The organism is Rufibacter sp. XAAS-G3-1 (assembly GCF_013623775.1).
Lineage (GTDB): Bacteria > Bacteroidota > Bacteroidia > Cytophagales > Hymenobacteraceae > Nibribacter.
In genome coordinates this window covers 306754-327823 of the sequence record NZ_JABFAM010000004.1, presented here as the reverse complement: position 1 = coordinate 327823, position 21070 = coordinate 306754, and the positions used below count along the sequence as shown (strand labels likewise).

At 50.3% G+C, this 21070-nt stretch carries 19 protein-coding genes and 1 pseudogene; 19 read left to right on the top strand and 1 reads right to left on the bottom strand.

Annotation, left to right across the window (positions count from 1 at the left end):
- Positions 1 to 514: 514 nt before the first annotated feature.
- The 19 genes and pseudogenes from HHO50_RS21485 to recO form a co-directional block, all read left to right on the top strand.
- Positions 515 to 655 (top strand): annotated as a pseudogene (locus HHO50_RS21485) (hypothetical protein); the annotation flags it as partial.
- Between the two features lie 124 nt (positions 656 to 779).
- Positions 780 to 980 (top strand): hypothetical protein, encoded by a 201-nt coding sequence (locus HHO50_RS21480; protein ID WP_370457516.1) that lies wholly within the window; start codon positions 780 to 782, stop codon positions 978 to 980.
- Positions 940 to 1932 carry a MoxR family ATPase gene (locus tag HHO50_RS03900; RefSeq protein ID WP_181304682.1) on the top strand — a complete coding sequence of 331 codons (993 nt, stop codon included), beginning with the start codon at positions 940 to 942 and terminating at the stop codon, positions 1930 to 1932. Before HHO50_RS21480 ends, HHO50_RS03900 begins: the two co-directional genes overlap by 41 nt.
- 1060 nt (positions 1933 to 2992) lie before the next feature.
- Entirely contained in the window at positions 2993 to 4384 is a 1392-nt protein-coding gene (locus tag HHO50_RS03895; protein ID WP_181304681.1) for a hypothetical protein, read from the top strand.
- Positions 4385 to 4478: 94 nt separating this feature from the next.
- Complete coding sequence (locus HHO50_RS03890; protein ID WP_181304680.1) at positions 4479 to 7343, top strand: TonB-dependent receptor; 2865 nt, start codon at positions 4479 to 4481, stop codon at positions 7341 to 7343.
- Between the two features lie 339 nt (positions 7344 to 7682).
- Positions 7683 to 8324: a heme exporter protein CcmB gene (locus HHO50_RS03885; RefSeq protein WP_181304783.1), complete on the top strand. Its 642-nt coding sequence runs from the start codon at positions 7683 to 7685 to the stop codon at positions 8322 to 8324.
- A 44-nt stretch (positions 8325 to 8368) separates the two neighbouring features.
- On the top strand, positions 8369 to 8944 hold the full coding sequence (locus tag HHO50_RS03880) for a GIY-YIG nuclease family protein (RefSeq protein ID WP_181304679.1): 576 nt from the start codon (positions 8369 to 8371) through the stop codon (positions 8942 to 8944).
- Positions 8945 to 8951: 7 nt separating this feature from the next.
- Complete coding sequence (gene ccsA, locus HHO50_RS03875) at positions 8952 to 9617, top strand: cytochrome c biogenesis protein CcsA (protein ID WP_181304678.1); 666 nt, start codon at positions 8952 to 8954, stop codon at positions 9615 to 9617.
- Positions 9604 to 9882 carry a CcmD family protein gene (locus HHO50_RS03870; protein WP_181304677.1) on the top strand — a complete coding sequence of 93 codons (279 nt, stop codon included), beginning with the start codon at positions 9604 to 9606 and terminating at the stop codon, positions 9880 to 9882. Before ccsA (HHO50_RS03875) ends, HHO50_RS03870 begins: the two co-directional genes overlap by 14 nt.
- A gap of 144 nt (positions 9883 to 10026) precedes the next feature.
- Positions 10027 to 10455 carry a cytochrome c maturation protein CcmE gene (locus HHO50_RS03865; protein WP_181304676.1) on the top strand — a complete coding sequence of 143 codons (429 nt, stop codon included), beginning with the start codon at positions 10027 to 10029 and terminating at the stop codon, positions 10453 to 10455.
- 152 nt (positions 10456 to 10607) lie between these two features.
- Positions 10608 to 13214, top strand: coding sequence for a cytochrome c biogenesis protein CcsA (ccsA, locus tag HHO50_RS03860; RefSeq protein ID WP_181304675.1), 2607 nt, complete (start codon positions 10608 to 10610; stop codon positions 13212 to 13214).
- Between the two features lie 182 nt (positions 13215 to 13396).
- Positions 13397 to 14200 carry a Rossmann-like and DUF2520 domain-containing protein gene (locus HHO50_RS03855; protein ID WP_181304674.1) on the top strand — a complete coding sequence of 268 codons (804 nt, stop codon included), beginning with the start codon at positions 13397 to 13399 and terminating at the stop codon, positions 14198 to 14200.
- A 94-nt stretch (positions 14201 to 14294) separates the two neighbouring features.
- Complete coding sequence (locus HHO50_RS03850) at positions 14295 to 14624, top strand: 2Fe-2S iron-sulfur cluster-binding protein (RefSeq protein ID WP_181304673.1); 330 nt, start codon at positions 14295 to 14297, stop codon at positions 14622 to 14624.
- 152 nt (positions 14625 to 14776) lie between these two features.
- A complete protein-coding gene (gene iscX / locus HHO50_RS03845) occupies positions 14777 to 15016 on the top strand; it encodes a Fe-S cluster assembly protein IscX (RefSeq protein ID WP_181304672.1) in 240 nt (79 codons plus the stop codon).
- Between the two features lie 79 nt (positions 15017 to 15095).
- Entirely contained in the window at positions 15096 to 15590 is a 495-nt protein-coding gene (locus HHO50_RS03840; RefSeq protein WP_181304671.1) for an HAD family hydrolase, read from the top strand.
- A gap of 112 nt (positions 15591 to 15702) precedes the next feature.
- Positions 15703 to 15897, top strand: a complete 195-nt coding sequence (locus HHO50_RS03835; protein WP_181304670.1) for a cold-shock protein — start codon at positions 15703 to 15705, stop codon at positions 15895 to 15897.
- Between the two features lie 109 nt (positions 15898 to 16006).
- Entirely contained in the window at positions 16007 to 16852 is an 846-nt protein-coding gene (locus HHO50_RS03830) for a geranylgeranylglycerol-phosphate geranylgeranyltransferase (RefSeq protein WP_181304669.1), read from the top strand.
- 103 nt (positions 16853 to 16955) lie between these two features.
- Complete coding sequence (locus tag HHO50_RS03825; protein ID WP_181304668.1) at positions 16956 to 19271, top strand: two-component regulator propeller domain-containing protein; 2316 nt, start codon at positions 16956 to 16958, stop codon at positions 19269 to 19271.
- 84 nt (positions 19272 to 19355) lie between these two features.
- Positions 19356 to 20066 (top strand): DNA repair protein RecO, encoded by a 711-nt coding sequence (gene recO, locus HHO50_RS03820; protein WP_181304667.1) that lies wholly within the window; start codon positions 19356 to 19358, stop codon positions 20064 to 20066.
- A 481-nt stretch (positions 20067 to 20547) separates the two neighbouring features.
- Here the strand turns inward: recO and HHO50_RS03815 are convergent, their stop codons facing one another.
- Positions 20548 to 21069 carry an FKBP-type peptidyl-prolyl cis-trans isomerase gene (locus tag HHO50_RS03815; RefSeq protein ID WP_181304666.1) on the bottom strand — a complete coding sequence of 174 codons (522 nt, stop codon included), beginning with the start codon at positions 21067 to 21069 and terminating at the stop codon, positions 20548 to 20550.
- Between the last annotated feature and the right edge of the window lies 1 nt (position 21070).

Genomic DNA, 21070 nt, shown 5'->3' with positions numbered 1-21070 from the left:
TGCGCGTCTTGTGTTTCTGGCCTGCTTATGTAAGAAGAAGGCAAACGTAAATAGCCGCTTTACTATCCAAGAGGCATCAAGCTTTTCTGGTTAAAGTAACCGGCTTCTTCGGGGAGATGGGTAGGTGCATGCCTTTTGCTGTTCCCTTGGCTTATGCGCTTGTTGCGTGGGTGCAAGTGCAGTGTTGTTCCAGCTTTGGCGGTATGCGCTCACGGCCGCGGGGCCCCGTCTTCCCCTCTCGCACTGCCCTTTCGGCCTGTGGGGTCTGTCTCTCTTAGCTGAGGTCTGTCCAGGGCCAAAAGCGAGGCGCGCTCGGGGAAGACTGGAACTGGGGAAAGTAAAGGCAGCGGTGATGAGAGCCCGTTGAGACAAGGCATGCCTTATCTCAACCACGCATTCCTTTCTTCTTTAAAGGCGCATTCCCCTCCTTGGAGGGTGGGTTTCGTGCTCCGCCATCTTCCTCCAAGGCACACAAATCATGCAAGAGGAGTATAACTAACTTTGCAGGCACCTGATGTTGCGCTATGAAAGCCTTCTACCCCATCTACTTTCTTGCCTTTCCCACCTGTTTATGACCTTTACTTGGTACGGGCACCTGTACTTCAAGAAAATTACCTTCCTGCAGAAACTAGGATTGGTGAATGTTATACTGATAAGCTGGAGATTGGCGTTCTTTGGGTGTGTTTTTCAGATTCCGGCCAATAAACAGGTGCTGCAAGAACGGAGGGCCTTTTTCGCTTTTTGGGCGGCAGGAGGTGATTTCCCTGTCCGTTTTCACGATGGTGGCCGTCTATGTTTTCCGAACCGAGAAGCTGGCATGGAACCATTTAGTAGGGATCGCACTGTTAGTAGGGTCGGTTTTCTTTGTCTTCAAAAAGCGGCAGGCAGAGAGTGTCCAACAGAATGGTTACCTTAGCCCATTCCTAATTGAAAGAGTAAATGCAGACCGAAGAAATCTCATACCAGGAAAAAATTCGTGAGCACCAGCTAAAGATAAAGCAGGTGTTTAGAGAGATGGGCAAAGTGGTGGTGGGGCAGCAGTATATGGTGAACCGCCTGTTGATAGGTCTTTTCACCAACGGGCACATCCTGTTGGAAGGGGTGCCGGGCCTTGCCAAGACCTTGACCATTAACACGCTGTCCAAAGTGCTGCACCTCAATTTCCAGCGCATCCAGTTTACCCCAGACCTGTTGCCCTCAGACTTGGTAGGCACCATGATCTACAACCAAAGCTCCTCAGAGTTTGAGGTGAAGAAAGGCCCCATCTTCGCGAATCTGATCCTGGCCGATGAAGTGAACCGCTCCCCCGCCAAAGTGCAGTCGGCGTTGCTGGAGGCCATGCAGGAGCGGCAGGTAACCATCGGCGAGAAAACTTACCGGCTGGATCTGCCTTTTCTGGTGCTGGCTACCCAGAACCCGGTAGAGCAGGAGGGAACCTACCCGCTGCCCGAGGCCCAGGTAGACCGCTTCATGATGAAAGTCTACGTAGACTACTTGTCTAAAGCCGATGAGCTGGAGGTCATGCGCCGCATGTCTAACCTGTCTTACAGCAGCACGGTCAACACCATCCTCACCAAACAGGACATCTTCGACATCCGGAACGAGATCAACCAAGTGCAGATCTCCGAGACGCTGGAGCGCTACATCATAGAACTCGTGTTCGCCACCCGCCGCCCCGCCGATTACGACCTGACCGACTTCGCGCAATACCTACAGTATGGTGTTTCGCCCAGGGCGAGCATTGCCCTGAACCTGGCTGCCAAAGCCGTGGCCTTCTTTGATGAGCGGGATTACGTGCTGCCCGAGGACATCAAAGAAATCGCCTCAGATGTACTAAGCCACCGCGTGATCCTGAACTATGAGGCCGAGGCCGATAACATTCAAGCCAAAGATTTTGTAGACGCTATTCTTGGAAAGGTACCTATTAGTTAAGGAAGAGCCTGTTTAGGTTTTTCCTTAACCGGCTTTTAAGGCAGTTCCTCTGCCGCAAGTGTCCGCTGGTGCCATCGTTTTTAGGCTGTTTTTATGAAAGCAGGCATAAAACACGAAGCAGCTTCATGTATGATTTTAGCCAAAACAAAGAGGCAGCTTTTAAGGCTGCCTCTTTGTTTTGGCGCTGTTTTCGCGAAAATAGCACCAAAACAGCTGAAGTGATAAGCGAATCTATTGGTTCCTTTCTGCGCTTTGGCCTCTGCCTGGAACTGGCTTCTCTTGAGGGATTAGCCGGTGCATGGAGTATGCTGTTCCCTTGGCTTGTCCGTTTGTTGCGTGGGTGCAGGTGCTGCATTGTTTCATCTTAGGCGGTATGCGCTCACGGCCGCGGGGCCCCGTCTTCCCCTCTCGCACTGCCCTTTCGGCCTGGGACGCCTTTTCCGCTTAGTTTTGCCTGTTCAAGGCCAAAAGCGAGGCGCGCTCGGGGAAGACTGGAACTGGGGAAAGTAAGTAAGGGCAGCGGTGATGATAACCCGTAGAGACCAGGCACTGCCTTGTCTCTCACGCATTCCTTTCTTCTTTAAAGGCGCATTCCCTCTTGGGAAGGGTAGGGGTGGGTTTCTGGCGCCCCACCATCATGTCACAGCAGTTGTGCAATGTCTTACAGGCGGAAGAAGTGGATGTCTGTTTCAGGAGTTGGTGAAGGCTGTTGAGTTCGGCCCAGCAGGAGATTTGCCTGGCCTACAGAGTCCGGCAACTCCCATTGTTAAGCGATAAGCAGAATACAGTTCCTTCTTTATGTGTAGTGGAGCCCTGTCAGAAATGATAGGGCTTTTTTGTGCCTGTTACGCTTGGGTTTAGGTGTAAGTTAATGAAGATGACCTGTTTAAAAACATGGCTTAATGTTTCTATAACATACCAAAGAGAAAGTTAACAATAGGGTAATGAAGGGTTAATTCTCGGGTAAAGTGGCGGGTCTACTTTTGTCAAACAATACACGGGGGCAAGGTTTAGCCTTACAGTTAGAGCTGAAAACCCTTACATCTTTTAACCCATAGTCATGAAAAAGACGAGCAAATTCTTATTCTCACTGTTGATGGCAGGTTCTGTGCTTGCATTCCCATCCTGTGGTGATGATGATGATCCAATGGACGAGGTAGTAGAAGAAGGTGAAAAAATAGTGGTAGAAGCATCTGCCGGAGGGGTTGGTACCACAACCTGGACTTCAGAAAATACTTACATCTTAGATGGTTTGGTGTTTGTGAACGCAGGACAGACATTGACCATTGAGCCAGGCACCGTTATCAAAGCAAAACCGGGCGAAGGTGAAAATGCCAGTGCTCTTATTGTGGCGCGTGGTGGTAAAATCAGGGCTGAGGGTACTGTCGCAGAGCCAATCATTTTTACAGCCGAAGATGACGACCTTTCTAGTACAACTGATCTGGCCTTAGACGCTAACGGGCTGTGGGGTGGTGTGATCATACTTGGCAATGCTACCATCAACAGAACAGGTGGGGAAGCCTCTATTGAAGGAATCTCTACGCTAGAGACCAGAGGGTTATACGGCGGGAATAATGACAATGATGACTCCGGGATCTTTAAGTATGTGTCCATCAGACATGCCGGCACACTTATTGGCGCTAACAATGAAATCAATGGGTTGACCATGGGAGGGGTTGGTAGAGGTACTACCATTGAGTACGTAGAGGTGTTCGCAAATCAAGATGACGGCTTTGAGTGGTTTGGCGGGACAGTAAACACCAAATACTTAGTGTCTGCTTTCTGTGGTGATGACATGTTTGACTACGATCAAGGCTGGAGAGGTCTGAACCAGTTCTGGTTCGGGATCTACAATGACAACGCGGGTGGTACCGGTGGAGAGTTTGACGGCGGTTCAAACCCAGATGACGTTCAGCCATTTGCCATCCCTACTATCTATAATGCCACTATCATTGGAAGCAAGACCAAAGCCGGGCAGAATGCCGTAATGCTGGTAGACAATGCCGGTGGTAAAATCCATAACAGCATTTTCGCAGAGTTCACCGGGGGTATTGTGGTGGAAGATGTGGCTGGTAATGTTGGGGATAGCCGTCAGCGCCTGGAGGTAGGAGACCTTGTTTTTGGAAACAATATCTTCTATAACGTCAACAACAACACATTTGCGGGTATAGCAGGTGTGGCCGCCAACCAAGAGTATCTGCTAAGCCATCTTCAGGCTAACAATAACCGTGTTACCGCTACCAATGTGCTGGGTGGTATTAGTAGAGCAACCAACAAAGGCCTTAATCCTTTGCTTCCTACGGGTAGCGCTGCCTTAACCGGGGCTGCGGCAATGCCTGCCAATGGCAATAACTTCACCTGGATCCCTGCCAACTATGTGGGTGCCTTCAACGGCACTAGCAACTGGATGAAAGGCTGGACTTACCTAGATAAACTAGGTTATCTGCAATAACATTGCCCTTTGGGTTCAGGTGCTGAGTGGGACTTGGTTCAGCACCTGAACCTTTCTTCTTAAGATTTTTCTCACCCAATCTTTCCAATTTTTTATGTTACGAAAAGTACTAAGCTTCCTTAGCTTATACCTCCTTTTGGTAGGTACCGCCCTTGCGCAGAGCGGAATAGTCAGGGGGCAACTCAAAAGCGGCGAAAACAATGAGCCTCTTATTGGGGCGACTGTCCAGATAAAAGGAACGTCCAACGCCGCCGCCACTGACCTGGATGGTAAGTTCAATTTAACCAATCTTGCGCCGGGTACTTATGAAGTAATTGCGTCTTACCTTTCTTATGAACCTAAAACAGTAACCGGGGTTGTTGTAAAAAGCAATGAAGTAACGGTTCTGAACATCTCCTTAGGCGCAGCCGCTACTAATTTGCAAGAAGTAGTGGTGGAAGGCCGAGCCATCAGAAATTCTGAGAATACGCTGCGCAACATGCAGAAGAAATCTGCCACCGTGATGGACGGTATCTCGGCAGAGCAGTTCTCCCGAAGCGGTGACAGTGATGCCGCCGCCGCCTTGTCCCGCGTGACGGGCTTATCTGTAGAGGGAAGTAAGTATGTGTATGTGCGCGGCCTTGGTGACCGTTACGTGAAAACGTCATTGAACGGGGCCGAAATTCCGGGCCTGGATCCCAACCGCAACACGGTGCAGATGGATCTTTTCCCATCTAACCTGCTAGACAACCTAACAGTATCTAAGACCTTTACGCCTGATATGCCAGGCAGTTTCTCTGGTGGTTTTGTGAATATCACCACAAAAGATTTTCCGGACAGATTCACCCTTCAATTCTCTACCTCAATAGGAGTCAACGACCAGACCACTTTCAACAAGAACTTCTTAACCAGCAACAAAGGAAAAACAGATTGGTTAGGGTTTGATGATGGAACCAGAGCAGTACCTGGTGAAATCAACTATGAAATTCCCTTTGAGAGTGCTTCCAGCCAAACCGTTGCTGAGCGCATAGACAGAGCTACCAATGCCTTCAACACAGAGATGGCCCCCACAAGAAATGCGGCCCCTGTCAATCATTCTCACTCTTTCTCCTTAGGTAACCAGACAGAGCTGTTCGGGCGTCAGTTTGGCTATGTGGTAGGGCTTTCTTACCAAAGAGCCTTCTCCTATTATAACAACGGAACGTTTGGCCTGTGGGAATTAACCAGTGCCAATGCAAACGAGCTTCTGGTAGAAAGCCTTTTGGATGATGAAAGAGGCGTAGAAGATGTGTCACTGGGGCTTCTGGCAAACTTCTCTATGAAGTTTAATCCTAACAACAAGATTGCGCTGAACGTGATGAGAAACCAGAGCGGCCAAAACTCAAGCCGGTACCTTAACGGTATCTTCCCAGAGACATCAGGCTTGTATGGTGATGAGTCGCGCCGGAACATCTTTGAATCAAGAGCCCTCCACTATACCCAACGCGCACTTTCCAGCGCCCAGTTAAAAGGGGAGCACGTGCTGCCCGGCTTCAAGAAAAGCGTGGTTGACTGGCTTGCCTCCTTTACCCTGTCACAGCAAGATGAGCCAGACCTGCGTTTCTTTGCCAATGATTACTTTGTAACGGGTGCAGATACGGCTTACAGAATTCAGCCAGCCGCCTACACCTTGCCCGCCCGCTTCTTCCGTGATCTGGATGAGACCAACCTAGATGTGAAAGTGAATGTCACCACTCCTCTTACCGTCTGGAGCGGGTTAGAAGCAAAAGTAAAGTATGGGGCGGCAGCCTTGCGCAAAAACAGAACGTTCCGGGAGAATATTTATCGCTACAGGTTCAACAATGATTACAACTACAACGGAAACATTGCCGACTTTTTTGCTCCCCATCACTTAGGGGTAGTATCACGCCCCGGCGATCCTGAGAATGAGGGTAGGTATGCGTACGGCGTGTACTTACAGGACGGTACCCAGCGGACAAACAATTATGATGGAGAAGAGTCTGTCTATGCCGGCTACGCCATGATTGACCTGCCAATCTCAAAGGAATTGCGGGTAGTGGCAGGCGCCCGGGTAGAGACAACCGATATTTTTGTAGAAAGCTTCAACAGGAATTTAGCGCCAGGCGAGTTGAACCAGGTAGACGTGTTGCCTTCTGTTAACGCTACCTACAGCCTTACAGACAAGATGAACCTGCGGTTTGGTGTATCCAGAACATTGGCCCGGCCTAACTTTAGAGAGATCGCTCCTTATACCTCGTATGACTTTGTGGGTGAGCCAGCCTTTACAGGTAACGCCAACCTTAAAAGAACCCAGATAGACAATATTGATGCCCGGTGGGAATGGTACCCAGAACTGGGGGAGTTTATTAGTGTGAGTGCCTTCTTTAAGAACTTTAATAACCCTATTGAGCGCAGCATCAACACCCTGGCCCTGAACAATGAAATCTTCATTCAGAATGTGAACAATGCCAAGGTGTATGGGCTGGAGTTTGAGGTAAACAAGCGCCTGTCTTTCATTACACCAGCTATGAAGAACTTTTTGGTGGGTGCCAACTTGTCTTTGATTGAGTCCAGGGTAGGTATCTCTGCCAGAGAGTTGGAGCAGATTAGGGCGGTAAGGCCAGAGGCAGAGGCCACAAGACCATTGTTCGGGCAGTCTCCCTTCGTAGCCAATGCCAGCTTAACCTACCAAAATGATCCATTACGCCTCATCGCAACCGCAAACTACAGCGTTTTTGGCGACAGAATCTCGGCTATCTCTGTAGGAGGTACTCCTAATATTTATGAACGCTCCCGCCCTATGATGAGCATGGTGGTTTCTAAAGGATTAGGTCAGCACTTTACGGCGAAAGTGGCGGTAGAGAACATTCTGAACCCAGAGTACAAACACAGCCACGAGTTCAATGGCCAGGAGTTTATCTACAGCGCCTACAAATTAGGCAGAACCTATTCAGTAGGTGTGACTTACCTGGTTTTCTAAGCGCAGGTTTGAATTGCGTTTTTGCAGCGCAAAAGATGAATTTCAAACCTGCCCTAAAATGAATTTGCCGTCAAGATGAATAAATTGGCTATCAATATGGGTGAGATAATATGATAGGCCAATCACTTTGCGCATGACCTAGTCCCTCATGCGTAAAGGGGCCCGCCAGTTATGGCGGGCCTTTCTATTTTGTATGTTTTACACCTGATTTCCTAAAAGTAACCCCAAATCACGCCGCCCCAGCGGGAATAATGACGGAAATCATCTCACCAGACGCATTTGTGTTGTACCTTTGCCCCAAAATAAGAAGAAGTGCTGCTGAAAGAGGTTATCTACCTGATGCAAAAGGATTTTGTGCTGGAATGGCGGCAGAAGTATGCGTTTAACGGCATGCTCCTGTACGTGGGCAGCACCGTTTTCATTTGCTATCTCAGCTTCAGTTTGCGTTTCGGCAGCCTGGAGGTGCCGGTCTGGAACGCATTGTACTGGATTATTCTGCTTTTTACCGCGGTGAATGCCATTGCCAAAGGCTTTGCCCAGGAAAGCCGCGGACGGCTGCTCTATTATTATAGTGTGGTGAGTCCGCAGGGGGTGATTCTGGCCAAGATGATCTACAATGCGGCGCTTATGCTGGTACTGTCACTGCTGTGTTTTACGTTCTATGCAGTGGTGATTGGGAACCCGGTACAGGACGTGGGCATGTTCTTAGTCACCATTGTGCTGGGGGCCATCGGGTTTGCTTCGTCGCTGACCATGATCTCCGGCATCGCGGCTAAGGCGGCGAATACCGGTACGCTCATGGCGGTGCTGAGCTTCCCGGTAATGGTGCCCATGTTGCTCATGCTCATGAAGATGTCCAAGAACGCCATTGACGGGCTGGATCCCTCCGTGAGTCTGGACGAGGCACTGGTCTTGCTGGCGATCAATATGATTGTGGTAACCGTGTCTTATATTCTGTTCCCGTACTTGTGGCGAAGTTGAGTTTAGTAGGTAGTTGTTTGTGTTTAGTGGTTGGTATTTGAAAGATGGAGGTAGTACTGGCTAACTCTTTGAAGGCTCAGGCGGAAAGTTTGAAAAAACAGGCTGTTGCCCTTGAAGCTTTTATACCTACTGCCGAAAGTATAGAACCAAAGGTGTTTAAGTTTACCTTTGCTGATTTATCTGAGGATAAAAGAAATTCTATAGTTATCTCCCAAGTTCCCAAAAAAGGAAAATGGATATACTCATTAACAACAGACCAGCCTGAAACTATTGCTGAGATTTTCGGCAAAATGTCTAAAGAGGACAAGAAAGAATGGAAACTGCCCAGGTATAATGGTTTTAGTGGAAACAATAGCCTGTATGTGGGCAGCTCAAATTCCCTGAGGAAAAGAATTGAAGAACATTGTGGCTTTGGATACAAAGGAACGTTCTCCCTAAAGCTGAATAGATTTGTCTGTGCAGATAATATAGCGTTTGAGTTGAAGTGCTTTGAGATTGAAACCGATAATCAGACTATTTTGCAGAATATTGAAGACGGACTGTGGCGTGAATTGAAACCGATGTTCGGGAAACCGGGCTCAAATAACAGATTGAAGAGGACTTCTCTTACTAGTAACTGAATTGAAAATGAGACTAAGTTGGTGGAAATGGCTTACGATTCTCCTGTTGCTGTATACAGTAGTGGTGGGTATGCTCAGTGAGGTGCCCCGTCTGGCTATTCTGAACGAGACGATCCGCAACCTGTATTTTCACGTGCCTATGTGGTTTGGGATGATCGTGATTTTGCTCGTTTCGGTGGTGTATTCCATAAAATACCTCAGAAACCCCTTGTCCCGGAACGACATCATCGCGTATGAGGCGGCCAAGGTGGGCATTCTGTTTGGCGTGCTGGGCATTATCACCGGCATGGAATGGGCCCGTTTCACGTGGGGCGAGTTCTGGAGCAATGATCCCAAGCAGAATGCCTCGGCCATCGGGCTCCTGATTTACTTTGCTTATCTTATTCTGCGGGGTTCTTTCCAAGACCATCAGCAGCGCGCCCGTATTGGGGCGGTGTACAACATCTTCGCGTTTGCGGCGCTTATCCCGCTCTTGTTTATTCTGCCGCGCCTCACAGATTCCCTGCACCCGGGCAACGGCGGAAACCCCGGTTTCAACGCCTATGACCTGGACAGCCGTTTGCGGGCCGTGTTTTATCCGGCCGTGCTGGGGTGGACGCTCTTAGGGGTTTGGGTGGTGCACCTTCGCACCCGTTTGGAAGTTTTAAAGCAACGATTCTATGAAAATGCATAAATGGCTCCTGGTGCTGCTCCTCACGTGGGCGGCTGGCTTCTCGGTTCCTGCTTCGGCACAGACCGGTTCTGAGGCTACTTCAACGGTAGAGTTCTCTTCGCAGGCCCAAACGGCTTCATCCCCAGAGATGGCCGATGTCATGCGCCGTGACGGTAAAATCTACATTGTGGTGGCAGTGCTGGTAAGCATATTGTTGGGGGTGCTGTTCTACCTGATTAGCTTAGACAAAAAAATTGGCCGACTAGAGCGTGAGCTTCGGCAATAAAAACCGTTTTGGGCCTGTTTTACCAATAAGAGGCTTAAAGCGGTAATCTGTTGGCGGGTGCAAGAAAAAGCACGCAAGCGCGGATTTAATTTTAAATAAGTGTTGTTAAAGAGGCGGGCAAACCCGCCTATGCTTGCATAACCTATGAAAAGAATACACATCATCGGGATTTTAGTCATTGCCGTAGCTATCATGATCATTATGTCTACAGCCTCTGACGCCAGTGTTTACGTTCCTTTCTCTGAAGCGCAGGCCCGCGCCAAGGAAGGAGATGACACTAAGGTACACGTAGTAGGCCGTCTGAAGAAAGACGAAAAAGGCCACATTGTAGGCATGAAGTATGACCCTACGCTAGACCCCAACTACTTCTCTTTCGTGCTGGTAGACACCAACCGTGTGGAGCAGCAGGTGGTGTACTACAGCCCCAAGCCACAGGACTTTGACCGCTCTGAGCAAGTGGTGATTACCGGTAACATGCAGGAAAACGTCTTCGTGGCCGACAAGATTTTGCTTAAATGTCCTTCTAAGTACACCGAGAACGAGGTGAAAGTAGGGAAAACGGCAAGCCTTTAGTATAGTTCTGAGTCTTGAGTTCTGAGTCCTGAGTCTAAGATTTTGCGCAGAGCCAATTCTCCTTTAGTTAAATATCTTTTAAGAGTTTGCGGTTATAGGTTTGGGGTATTACTAACTCAAGACTCAGAACTCAAGACTCATAACTAATTGAAATGGTTAATACTCTAATTGGTGATTTAGGTCACTACAGTGTCATTCTTGCTTTTGTGACAGCGCTGGTTTCGGCCGTCGCGTTCGCGTTCGCCTCCAATGCCAAAGAGCTCTCCCCTGAGCAGAAGGACTGGAAAAAATTAGGTAGGGGTGCCTTTTTTGTGCACGTAGCCGCTGTCTTCAGCATTATCTTCTGCCTCTTCAACATTATTTACGAGCACCGCTACGAGTACCACTACGCGTGGAGCCACTCGTCAAACCACTTGCCGGTGCATTACATGATTTCCTGTTTCTGGGAAGGCCAGGAAGGTTCTTTCCTACTCTGGATTTTCTGGCATGCGTTGCTGGGCCTGGTGCTGATCAGGTTTGCCGGCAACAAGTGGGAAAGTCCCGTGATGGCTGTTTTCTCCTTCGTGCAGCTGTTCCTGGCGTCAATGATTCTGGGCGTGGTGATCGGCGACCTCAAAATTGGCTCTTCGCCCTTCATTTTGATGCGGGACTTCATGACCGATGCGCCAGTCTTCCAGATGGATCCTAACTTTGTGCCGGAAGACGGTACCGGTTTGAACCCACTTTTACAGAACTACTGGATGGTGATTCACCCGCCGGTGTTGTTCCTGGGTTTTGCCGCTACCTTGGTGCCGTTCGCCTTCGCTATTGCCGGTCTCTGGAAAAAAGATTTCTCCTCCTGGACGAAACCTGCTTTGCCGTGGGGCTTGTTTGCGGCCGTGGTGTTAGGCATAGGTATCATGATGGGTGCTTACTGGGCCTATGAAACCCTCAACTTTGGAGGCTACTGGAACTGGGATCCGGTTGAAAACGCCGTGTACATTCCGTGGTTGATACTGGTTGGCGCTATTCACACCTTGCTGGCGTACCGCAAAAGCAGAACTGCTTTACGGGCCACCTTTATCCTGTTCATCACTTCGTTCCTGTTAGTACTGTATGCTACCTTCTTAACCCGTAGCGGTATTCTGGGGAACGCCTCTGTGCACTCCTTCACTGACCTTGGCTTGTCTGGGCAGTTGTTTACGTACCTGGCCGCCTTTGTGGTATTGTCCATTGGTTTGCTGGCCTACCGCTGGAAGAACATTCCGGCTACCGAGAAAGAGATTGCGACCTACTCCGGCGAGTTCTGGGTGTTCATTGGGGCGGCCGTGTTGTGCTTGGGTGCCTTCCAGGTATTGGTGACCACGTCTATTCCGGTGTATAATGCCTTTATGGGCTTCATTGGCGTGAAAACCAACGTGGCCCTTCCGGCCGACCAAATTGCGCACTATACCAAGTTCCAGATGTGGATGGGCATTGCCATTGCCATGCTGTCGGGAACCGGCCAATTGCTGTGGTGGCGCAAAAACAGCGAAGGAAATAAGTTCTCTGACCTGTTCATGGTGCCTTTGATGCTGACGGCTCTGTTTGCCGCGCTTATCTTGTTGGTGAGCAAAATGGGGTACATTGAGCGCATTGACAACCCAGTGTACATCCTGTTGCTGCTGGCGTCTCTGTACGCGGTGTTCAGTAACCTGGCTATCCTGTTGGGTGTGCTCCGTAAAAACGTTTCCATTGCGGGTGGGGCCGTGGCGCACATTGGCGTGGCCTTGATGCTCATTGGGGTTCTGTTCTCCTCTGGGTACTCTAACATCATCTCCAAAAACATGTCTGGTATGGTGTACGCCCGCGAGTTTGGCGATGACATTAACCGGGACAACGTGCTGTTGTGGCGCAACGCCGGCACAGACATGGGGCCTTACAAGGTAACCTACAAAGGACAGTACTTAGAAGTGGAAGGTCTGCCAGACTATGTGAACAAACAACGGCTGTTCCGCATTGAAGACGAGTACAAAGCCATTGCCCGTGGGCCGCTGAAAGACGGTGACAAGGTGCTGTACACCGCCGGCGATACCGTGAACATCTCTCCTGAGAACACTTACTACGAAGTGGAGTTTAAGAACCGCGAGTCTGGCGAGGTCTTCACCTTGTACCCTCGGGCGCAGGTGAACCCAGAGATGGGCTTGCTGGCCTCACCAGATGTCAAGATGTTCGTGACGAAAGACCTCTACACCCACGTCTCCACCATCCCAGACCCTAACGAGGAAAAGGAGTGGGGTGAGTTGAAAGAGTACCAGGTGAAGATTGGCGATACCATCTTCGTGAACGATTACGTAGCGGTGCTGCACGGCATTGAACAAGCCAAAGACACCCTGCTGCTGAACCTGAAACCCGGTGACGTGGCCGTACAAGCCGATATGCAGGTGTTAGGCGAGCGCCACACGTATCACGCCCACCCTATTTATGCCATCAGAGACCGCATGGTAGGCCGCGTGCCCGAAGAGATTGAAGACCTGGGCCTCCGGATCATGCTCATGAACATTGACCCAGAGAAAGGTGCTTTCACCATCGGGATCAATACCACCCAAAAAGACTACATCATCCTGAAGGCGATGGAGAAACCGTTCATCAGCATTCTCTGGATCGGGACTTTGATCATGAGCCTCGGGTTTGTGATGGCCATTGTGCGGCATTACAATGACGGCAAAGGCGGCAATGGCCGTACCCCTAAAGACCCGGCCGGAAAAGTAGCCGTGAAGCGCGAAAAGCAACTGGCGTAATTTCCTGCATGATTTTACAAGCCGCGGAAGAAAACTTCCGCGGCTTTTTTGTGTCCTGTTTTTGGCCTGTTTTAAAGAAAATAGCCTTAAAACGAACTCTGGTAAAGAGGCTATCAACAGAAAGGGAAAGGCCTTCCGGCGAAACCCGCTAACTTAGATTTCTGATCACAGAAAGAGAGAAAATGAAAGTAGGAATTGTGGGCGCGGGCAACGTAGCCACCCATCTGGTGAAAGGCCTGACCCAAGCAGGCCTGGACATCCCGGTTATTTACAGCCGAACACTGGCCTCAGCAGCGGGACTTGCGCAATACGCATCCTCGGCTACGGTCACCAATGCAACAGATTTCAGAGGCTTGCCGCAGGCCGAGGTGTATCTGTTGGCTATTCCAGACCAGGCTCTTTCCTCTTTTCTGCAAAGTGCCGTATTCCCGGAGAAGGCGCTTGTAGCCCATACTTCCGGCACGCAGCCAATAGAGGTGTTAGCTTCTTTGGCAGGCGTTGAAACTGGCGTTTTTTATCCGTTGCAGACCTTCAGCAAAGAGAAAGACGTGGACTGGAAGCGAATTCCCATCTGCGTGGAAGCTTCTTCGGCCAAGGCCGAACAAACGCTTTTGAAACTAGCCAAGGTGCTGAGCGGGCAAGTGGTGCCCATGAACAGCGAAACCAGGCGCAACCTGCACGTAGCGGCGGTGTTCGCCTGTAATTTCACCAACCATTTGTGGGGCGTGGCGCAGGACTTGCTGCAGAAAGCAGAGTTGCCGGTCAATCTGCTGGAGCCGCTGGTGCAGGAGACGGTGCAGAAAGCGTTTCAGTTTCCGCCTTTTACGGTGCAAACCGGCCCCGCCCAACGGGGAGATCAGAACACTGTTCAGGCGCACTTGAAGTTGTTGCAAGATGAACCGCTTTACCGGCAATTGTACCAGACGCTCACAAAAAGCATTCAAACTATGACTGAAAATGAGCCGTTTTCAGGAAAACAGGCGTAAAACGGGTGGTGTCTTGGAAGGAACTGCTTCAAACCGTTCGCGTTTTGTTTAGGGCGGTTGTATGCCTACCTTTGCACTTTAACAATCCACAGGAATGAAAGTAGTAAATATCACATATAAGTTCATGGACGGTAAGCCCGACGAAACCCACCTGGGGGCCGAAGGAGAATCTGTGCTGGACGTTGCCTTGAATAACGGAATTCAGCTGCAGCACAACTGCGGGGGCGTGTGCGGTTGCAGCACGTGCCATATCTACGTAGAGACCGGCATGGATGACCTCCCCGAAATCACCGACGCCGAGGAGGATTTCATTGACCGGGCCGTAAACCCCCGTATCAATTCCCGCCTAGCGTGCCAGTGTGTGGTGCAGGGCGGTCAGGACTTGGTGATCACCATCCCTAAACAAGATTTCTTAGGCCATTAATTTTTATAGTTGTTAGTTGTCAGTTTTTAGTTGTCAGAGGTAGAGAGAAATCTGAAAGCCCTTATCCAGTCTTTGATTCACCGCTTTCCACTACCAGACAACTTTCAAGAAAAACTAACAACTGGCAACTAACAACTGACAACTATACTACAATGAGTAATCTATACGAGCCACCTATGAAGTGGAGCGACCATGAAGACATTGCCATGGCGCTATATGAGAAATTTGGGGATGAGTTTGGCGAAAGCAAAATCTACCGCATCCGGTTCACAGATCTGCTGGAATGGGTGTTGACCCTGCCCAACTTTGAAGGAACCCGCGAGCAAGCCACCGAAGGCCACCTGGAGCAGATTCAGGCCAAGTGGGTGTACGAGTGGCGCGACAACCAATAATCTTTTAGGCGTTTCAGCCTTGTTTCAGCTAAAACAGCGTAAAAACGGAATTTGAGTTTCTTTTCCTGATGTCCTAACCATGCAAGCACTCCCTGATTTCAAGAATATCACCACGTTCATCTTTGACGTGGATGGCGTTTTGACAGACGGCAGCCTGCTGTGCTTCTCTACCGGGGAGCAGGCGCGGGCGTTCAACATCAAAGACGGCTACGCCATCAGGCATGCCCTCAAGAACGGCTACCGGGTGGCCATCATCTCGGGCCGGAACGAGCCGGGCGTACGCAAACGGCTGGAGTCTCTGGATGTGAAAGATATCTACCTGGGCTCAGAAAACAAGCTGGACACCTTTCAGAATTACGTCTATTATTACGGAATTGATCCCGAAACGGTGGTGTTCATGGGCGATGACATGCCCGACCTGGAGGTAATGCAACACTGCGGCATTTCGGCCTGCCCCGCAGATGCGGCCATTGACATCTGTGACATTTCACAGTACGTGGCTACCGCCGAGGGTGGAAAGGGAGCGGTACGCGAGTTGATAGAGATGGTGATGAAGCTGCAGAAACGCTGGTAAGCAGAAATCGTACTTATACGCCTGTTTTTCAAAAATTTATAAATAAAGTTTGCTTTTTGTATAATAATCCTATATTTACAGAATCATTCATTCTTTCAATTTTTAAATTTTTATGAAAACAGGGACTGTTAAATTCTTCAACGAATCCAAAGGCTACGGCTTTATCACAGAAGAAGCCACCAACGAGGATTTTTTTGTTCACATTACCGGCCTCAATGGTGTCCAGATCCAACAGCACGACAAAGTAGAGTTCGACACCAAAGAAGGTAAGAAAGGTATCAACGCGGTAAACGTGAAGAAACTCTAACACTTCTACGCCTCATACTTATTTTGCATTCCCATTGAAAAGCCCCTGCTCCAGGGGCTTTTTTTATAGGTGGATTTTTAAGCGTAACTTCCGCTTTCCATAAACCCCTGTGAAGCAGTTTTTAGCCCTCATTCGGTTCCCCAACTTGATCATCATGCTGTTGGCGCAGCTCATGGTGCGTAAGTTCCTGGTCTTTCCCGAACGGACGTTTCTAGAGGCGCTGTCCTGGTCGTTTGCTATGCTGGTAGTGGCTACCCTTTGCATTGCGGCGGCGGGCTACATTATCAATGATTACTATGATGTCAAGATAGACCTAATCAACAAGCCCGCAAGGGTAGTAGTGGGCAAAGCCCTGTCCCGCCGCAAGGCCATGATGATTCACCTGTATCTGTCGGCGGCGGGAGTGCTGTTGGGAGGCTTGATAGGCTGGCGCATTGGGGCGGTGTTGTTTGGGGTGGCTATGCTGCTGTGGGGGTACTCTGCACAGTTTAAGAAGCGCCCGTTGATTGGTAACCTAACCATCGCGCTGTTGTCGGCAACTATGGTGTTGGTGGTGCCGTTGCAGGCCGGGCAACCTTCGCTGGCTGCTTGGGCCTACGGCGTTTTTGCCTTCCTTATCTCCCTGGTGCGCGAAATCATCAAGGACATGGAAGACGTGCCCGGCGATGCCTCTTTTCGGTGCCGTACGCTGCCCATTGTCTTGGGCTTGCCCCAAACCAAATGGGTGTTGTATGTAGTCATTGCGTTGTTCCTGCTCTACACGGGCTTCATTATGCTGCAGCGCCAGCATGAACCCCTGTTTCTGGTGTATCTTTTTGTAGGGGTGGTGCTGCCCACGCTGGTACTGCTCCGGCAGATTTTCTTCGCCGATAGAAAAAAGGAATACGCGCAGCTGAGTTGGCTTTGCAAGGCCATTATGGTAGTCGGGATCTGTTCCATGATGGTGCTTCGGTAAGTCTTGGCAGGTAACCAGAGCAATGGAAACGAGGCGCGGGCGTTTTCCGCGTGTTTTAGGGAAAACAAAGTAAAAACAGGCTCAATCCTGTGTACCTTTAGATATGACGCTGCCTAGAATAGTCAGGTTTGCAGTGGTGCTGAGTGCTCTTTTGGGGAGTTCAGGAGCCAATGCCCAATCCAGTCAGCTGCCGCTGGGCGGGTGGCAGGTGCATGTGCCTAACCACCGGGCCAAAGCAGTGGCAGAAACGCCTTCATCCGTGTATTGTGCCACCGAAGATGGCTTTTTCCGCTACCTCAAAGAAGACCATACGCTCCAGAAACTCTCCCGAACTAATGGTTTCAGTGACGTCAACCTCAACACGCTCAACTATGATTCAGTATCGGCTACGCTGGTAGTGGCCTACGAGAACACCAACCTTGATCTGCTGAAGGACGGAAAGGTGCATAACCTGACCGAACTGGTACGCAAGCCTATGACGGGGGCTAAGATCATCCATCACCTCTACACCCATAATAAAATGGCCTTCGTGTCTACCTCCTTCGGGCTGGTGGTGGTAGATCTGGTGAAGCTTGAAATCAAAGACACTTACAGCAATCTGGGAGCGAAGGGCGAGGCCGTGCAGGTGTTCTCTTCCACCGTATGGCATGACAGCCTGTACATCGCTTCTTCTAACGGCGTGATGTCCGCAAATCTCAACAACCCCAACCTCCTGGATTTCCGAAGCTGGCGCCGGTTTGACGCCTCTCAGGGGCTACCGGTAGGAATAAGCGCAGACGCTGTTAAAACGATTTCTGCCTTTGAGGGTGGCGTGTATGCAGGCGTAAACGGAACCGGGGTATATCGGTTCAACGGTACCACTTGGAGCAAAGCTGGTTTCTCCACGCAGGATCATCAGTTCAGGTCTATGGAAACCAACGGGAAAAGATTGCTGATAACGGGAGCCCAGGAAGTGCTGGAGGTATCTTCCACGGGGCAGGCTTCCCGCCTTCTTCAGCCGCTGTTCCAGAACCTCCGCATGGCCATTCCCGCCAGAGCGGGCGGGGTATGGGCGGCCAGTTATGAAAAAGGATTGGTGCAGGTTACTAATGCGGGGGCTATCGCGCATGTGCCCAACGGGCCTGCCTTTGTAGATGTGTTTGGGGTGTATGCAGAACGAGGGTTGTTCACCGTTTTAGGTGGCGGCTACAGCCAGGGCTATCTGCAACGTTCTTCCCCGGCGGGGTTCTACCAGTACCAAAACGGGCAGTGGACTAGCTACAACTTTGCCAGTGGCGGCCAGTTCCCCCCCAACGCCAGAGATCTGGTCATGGCCCGCCGCAACCCGGTAAATGGGAAATTATACATTGCCAGTTACGGAGCGGGCTTGTTGGAATGGGACAACCTGAACCAGGTGAAACTTTATAACAACACCAACAGTCCTCTCCTCAGCGCCCTAGACGCGAATGACCGTAATTTCATCAGGGTACCGGGCATCGCTATTGATGCCGCCGGAAGTGTGTGGGTCACCAACAGAAACCAGTTCGCCAATGCTCCGGGACTGTTCGAACTGAAGCCGGATGGCACCTGGAAGTCGCATCCTTTCACCGGCTATAGCTTAGGCAGCGGCCTGGATAAGGTGGTAGTGGATGACAGCGGCTACAAATGGGTTACCATTAGCACCAATGGCACCGATGCCGGCATGGTGGTGTATGACGACCTCACGGCTAAATACGCGTACATTGGCGGTGCCGGACAGGGCGGTTTACCGGGCAAGCAGGTATTTGCATTGGCGGTTGACCAGCAAGGGGAAATCTGGGCCGGTACTAACAGCGGGGTAGCCGTCTTCAGTAGTACCCCAGAGATTTTTACCTCTTCCTACGCCGGGGCCTATCTGCCCATCTATGAGCGCCGCCCTTTGCTGCAAGGACAAGTAATCAGAAGCATAGCCGTTGACGGCGGTAACCGCAAATGGATTGGTACCGATACCGGACTGTGGCTCTTCCATGAAACCGGCGAAGAGATGATCCTCCACTTCACCACCAAAAACAGCCCCTTGCCGTCTGATAAAATCATAGACCTCTGCGTAGATCCTTCTACCGGAGAAGTACTCATTGGTACTGAAGGCGGAATTGCGGTTTTCAGGGGAACAGCCACCCGCACCGAAACTGTGAACAAGAATTGCCTGCAGGTTTACCCTAATCCGGTTCGCATCGGGTTCTCCGGGAACATAGGTATCTCTGGGGTACCTGACAATGGGTGGGTGAAAATCACGGATGTGGCCGGGTTCCTGGTGTTTGAAGGCAAAGCAGCCGGCGGCACCTTTGCGTGGCACGGGCGTGATTACAATGGCCGCAAAGCCAAACCCGGGGTATACATCGTCCTGGCTTCCTCGGCAGATGGAACACAGACGTGCATGACCAAGATAGCCGTGCAGTAGAAGTCATTTTGCTTGTACTTGCGGGAGGATGCCATCTTCAGCCAAAGCGCTTTCGTATCAGGAATCAGAAATTAAGCCCAATCTATGCTGGTAAAAACCCGTGGCATTGTCCTGAACTTCATCAAATTCAAGGAGTCTTCCATTATTGTGCGCATTTACACCGAGGAGCTGGGGCTGCAAAGTTACATTGTGAACAGCGTAAGGAAGAAAGGCACCGCTTCCCGCATTGCTTTGTTTCAGCCGTTCACCTTGTTAGATATGGTGGTGTACCCATCGGGGAAAGGAGGCCTCACCCGAATTTCGGAATACAAATGCAGCTATCCGTTTGCCTCTATTCCTTATGATATTAGGAAGAGCAGTATTCTGCTGTTTCTTTCTGAGATGGTTTCCAGAACAGTGCGGGAAGAAGAAGAAAACCGGCCCTTGTTTCACTTTCTGCACCATGCCATGCTGCTGTTTGACCAGCTGGAGACTGGGTTTGAGAACTTCCACCTGGCTTTTCTGGTACAACTGGCCAATTATCTGGGCTTTGGCGTTCCTTCGGCCGAGGAGGTGATTACCCAGGTAGCCTTTGAAACCGGTGGCGGAGCTGGGTTAGGAAACAGCCTCATGCAATTGCAGCAATTAGAGCCTTACCTCAAAGAGGTCATCAAAGATGCCGAGACCGCTAAACTCCCCAACGGGAAAGTGCGCCGCGAACTGCTGCAATTGCTGGTGCGCTATTTCCAACTGCATGTAGACCAGCTTGGGGAAATCAGATCATTGTCCGTTTTGTCAGAAGTATTAAGTGACTAACGAAGTGGAGTCTTTGTGCTGCCGGTAAGGCTTTCTTAACGTGCGTTCTCCTATAAGAAGGCTAGCCTACACATTGATCTGACCTTACGCCCAGCCTTGCTGGTGGTTCCCGGCGAGTCCGGAGACTCGCATCGCCCCTAGGCACGAGACTAGGGTCTCGCGCCAGATGATTTTAAACCTGTGAGGGTCTCCAATACCTCACAGGTTTTCGCGTTTCCAGCCTGTTTTCCGCAATACCGCCCACTCCAAAGACCTCGTAGCGGCTTCAAACCTGCGAGCGTCTGTGCCAATACCGTTTCCTGCCTCTTTCCCGCAAAGCAGCCCCAAAACGAAAAATCACGCTTCCTTAGTAAATGAGACGAGCATAGCGCTGTACAGCATCCTTTTAGGAGAGGGGAGTAACATGCGTTCATATTTCAGCAAAAAAGAAGGGCCTCCCATGTAGGAGGCCCTTCTTTTTTGCCTTATGCTTTTACAGCTGTTAGAAGTTGATCAGGTTAACTTCAAACATGAGCGGAGTGTTTGGCGGAACCTTTCCCGATCCTCTAAGGCTATAGGCCAAACGTGAGGGAATCAGCAGCACCGCTTTTTCTCCCTTTTGCATGAGGGCGACACCTTCATCCCAGCCCGGAATCACTTGTTTCTGGCCAAGCACAAACTTAAAGGTTTGCGCCCGGTCATGAGAAGAGTCAAACTTCTGACCGCCCTGGATAAACTTACCTATATAGTGCACCTCTACCTGTTTGCCAGCAGTGGGTTTGTCGCCGGTACCTGCCTCTTTTCTTATGTAGTAAAGGCCCGAGGTAGTTTTGGTAAAGTCTGTGATGTTGTTTTGGGTAAGATAAGCCGTAATGATCTCATCTTCCAATTTAGCCTGGGCTTCATGGTCAAAGTTGGCGTAGGGGTCATAAGGGTCATACTGTTCTTCACAGGAAAAAGTGAAGAGTAAGCACACTCCCAGCATCCATTTCCACAAACTGCTTCTTTTCACTAACTGTTGCATA

Excerpts from the sequence above, each read along its gene's own strand:
- HHO50_RS03835 (WP_181304670.1), top strand. The coding sequence starts at position 15,703 with ATGAAAACAGGGACTGTTAAATTCTTCAACGAATCCAAAGGCTACGGC.
- ccsA (WP_181304675.1), top strand. The coding sequence starts at position 10,608 with ATGGTTAATACTCTAATTGGTGATTTAGGTCACTACAGTGTCATTCTT.
- HHO50_RS03840 (WP_181304671.1), top strand. The coding sequence starts at position 15,096 with ATGCAAGCACTCCCTGATTTCAAGAATATCACCACGTTCATCTTTGAC.
- HHO50_RS03900 (WP_181304682.1), top strand. The coding sequence starts at position 940 with ATGCAGACCGAAGAAATCTCATACCAGGAAAAAATTCGTGAGCACCAG.
- recO (WP_181304667.1), top strand. The coding sequence starts at position 19,356 with ATGCTGGTAAAAACCCGTGGCATTGTCCTGAACTTCATCAAATTCAAG.
- HHO50_RS21480 (WP_370457516.1), top strand. The coding sequence starts at position 780 with ATGGTGGCCGTCTATGTTTTCCGAACCGAGAAGCTGGCATGGAACCAT.
- HHO50_RS03890 (WP_181304680.1), top strand. The coding sequence starts at position 4,479 with ATGTTACGAAAAGTACTAAGCTTCCTTAGCTTATACCTCCTTTTGGTA.
- HHO50_RS03815 (WP_181304666.1), bottom strand. The coding sequence starts at position 21,069 with ATGCAACAGTTAGTGAAAAGAAGCAGTTTGTGGAAATGGATGCTGGGA.
- HHO50_RS03895 (WP_181304681.1), top strand. The coding sequence starts at position 2,993 with ATGAAAAAGACGAGCAAATTCTTATTCTCACTGTTGATGGCAGGTTCT.
- HHO50_RS03885 (WP_181304783.1), top strand. The coding sequence starts at position 7,683 with ATGCAAAAGGATTTTGTGCTGGAATGGCGGCAGAAGTATGCGTTTAAC.
- HHO50_RS03825 (WP_181304668.1), top strand. The coding sequence starts at position 16,956 with ATGACGCTGCCTAGAATAGTCAGGTTTGCAGTGGTGCTGAGTGCTCTT.
- HHO50_RS03865 (WP_181304676.1), top strand. The coding sequence starts at position 10,027 with ATGAAAAGAATACACATCATCGGGATTTTAGTCATTGCCGTAGCTATC.
- HHO50_RS03870 (WP_181304677.1), top strand. The coding sequence starts at position 9,604 with ATGAAAATGCATAAATGGCTCCTGGTGCTGCTCCTCACGTGGGCGGCT.
- HHO50_RS03850 (WP_181304673.1), top strand. The coding sequence starts at position 14,295 with ATGAAAGTAGTAAATATCACATATAAGTTCATGGACGGTAAGCCCGAC.
- HHO50_RS03880 (WP_181304679.1), top strand. The coding sequence starts at position 8,369 with ATGGAGGTAGTACTGGCTAACTCTTTGAAGGCTCAGGCGGAAAGTTTG.
- iscX (WP_181304672.1), top strand. The coding sequence starts at position 14,777 with ATGAGTAATCTATACGAGCCACCTATGAAGTGGAGCGACCATGAAGAC.
- ccsA (WP_181304678.1), top strand. The coding sequence starts at position 8,952 with ATGAGACTAAGTTGGTGGAAATGGCTTACGATTCTCCTGTTGCTGTAT.
- HHO50_RS03855 (WP_181304674.1), top strand. The coding sequence starts at position 13,397 with ATGAAAGTAGGAATTGTGGGCGCGGGCAACGTAGCCACCCATCTGGTG.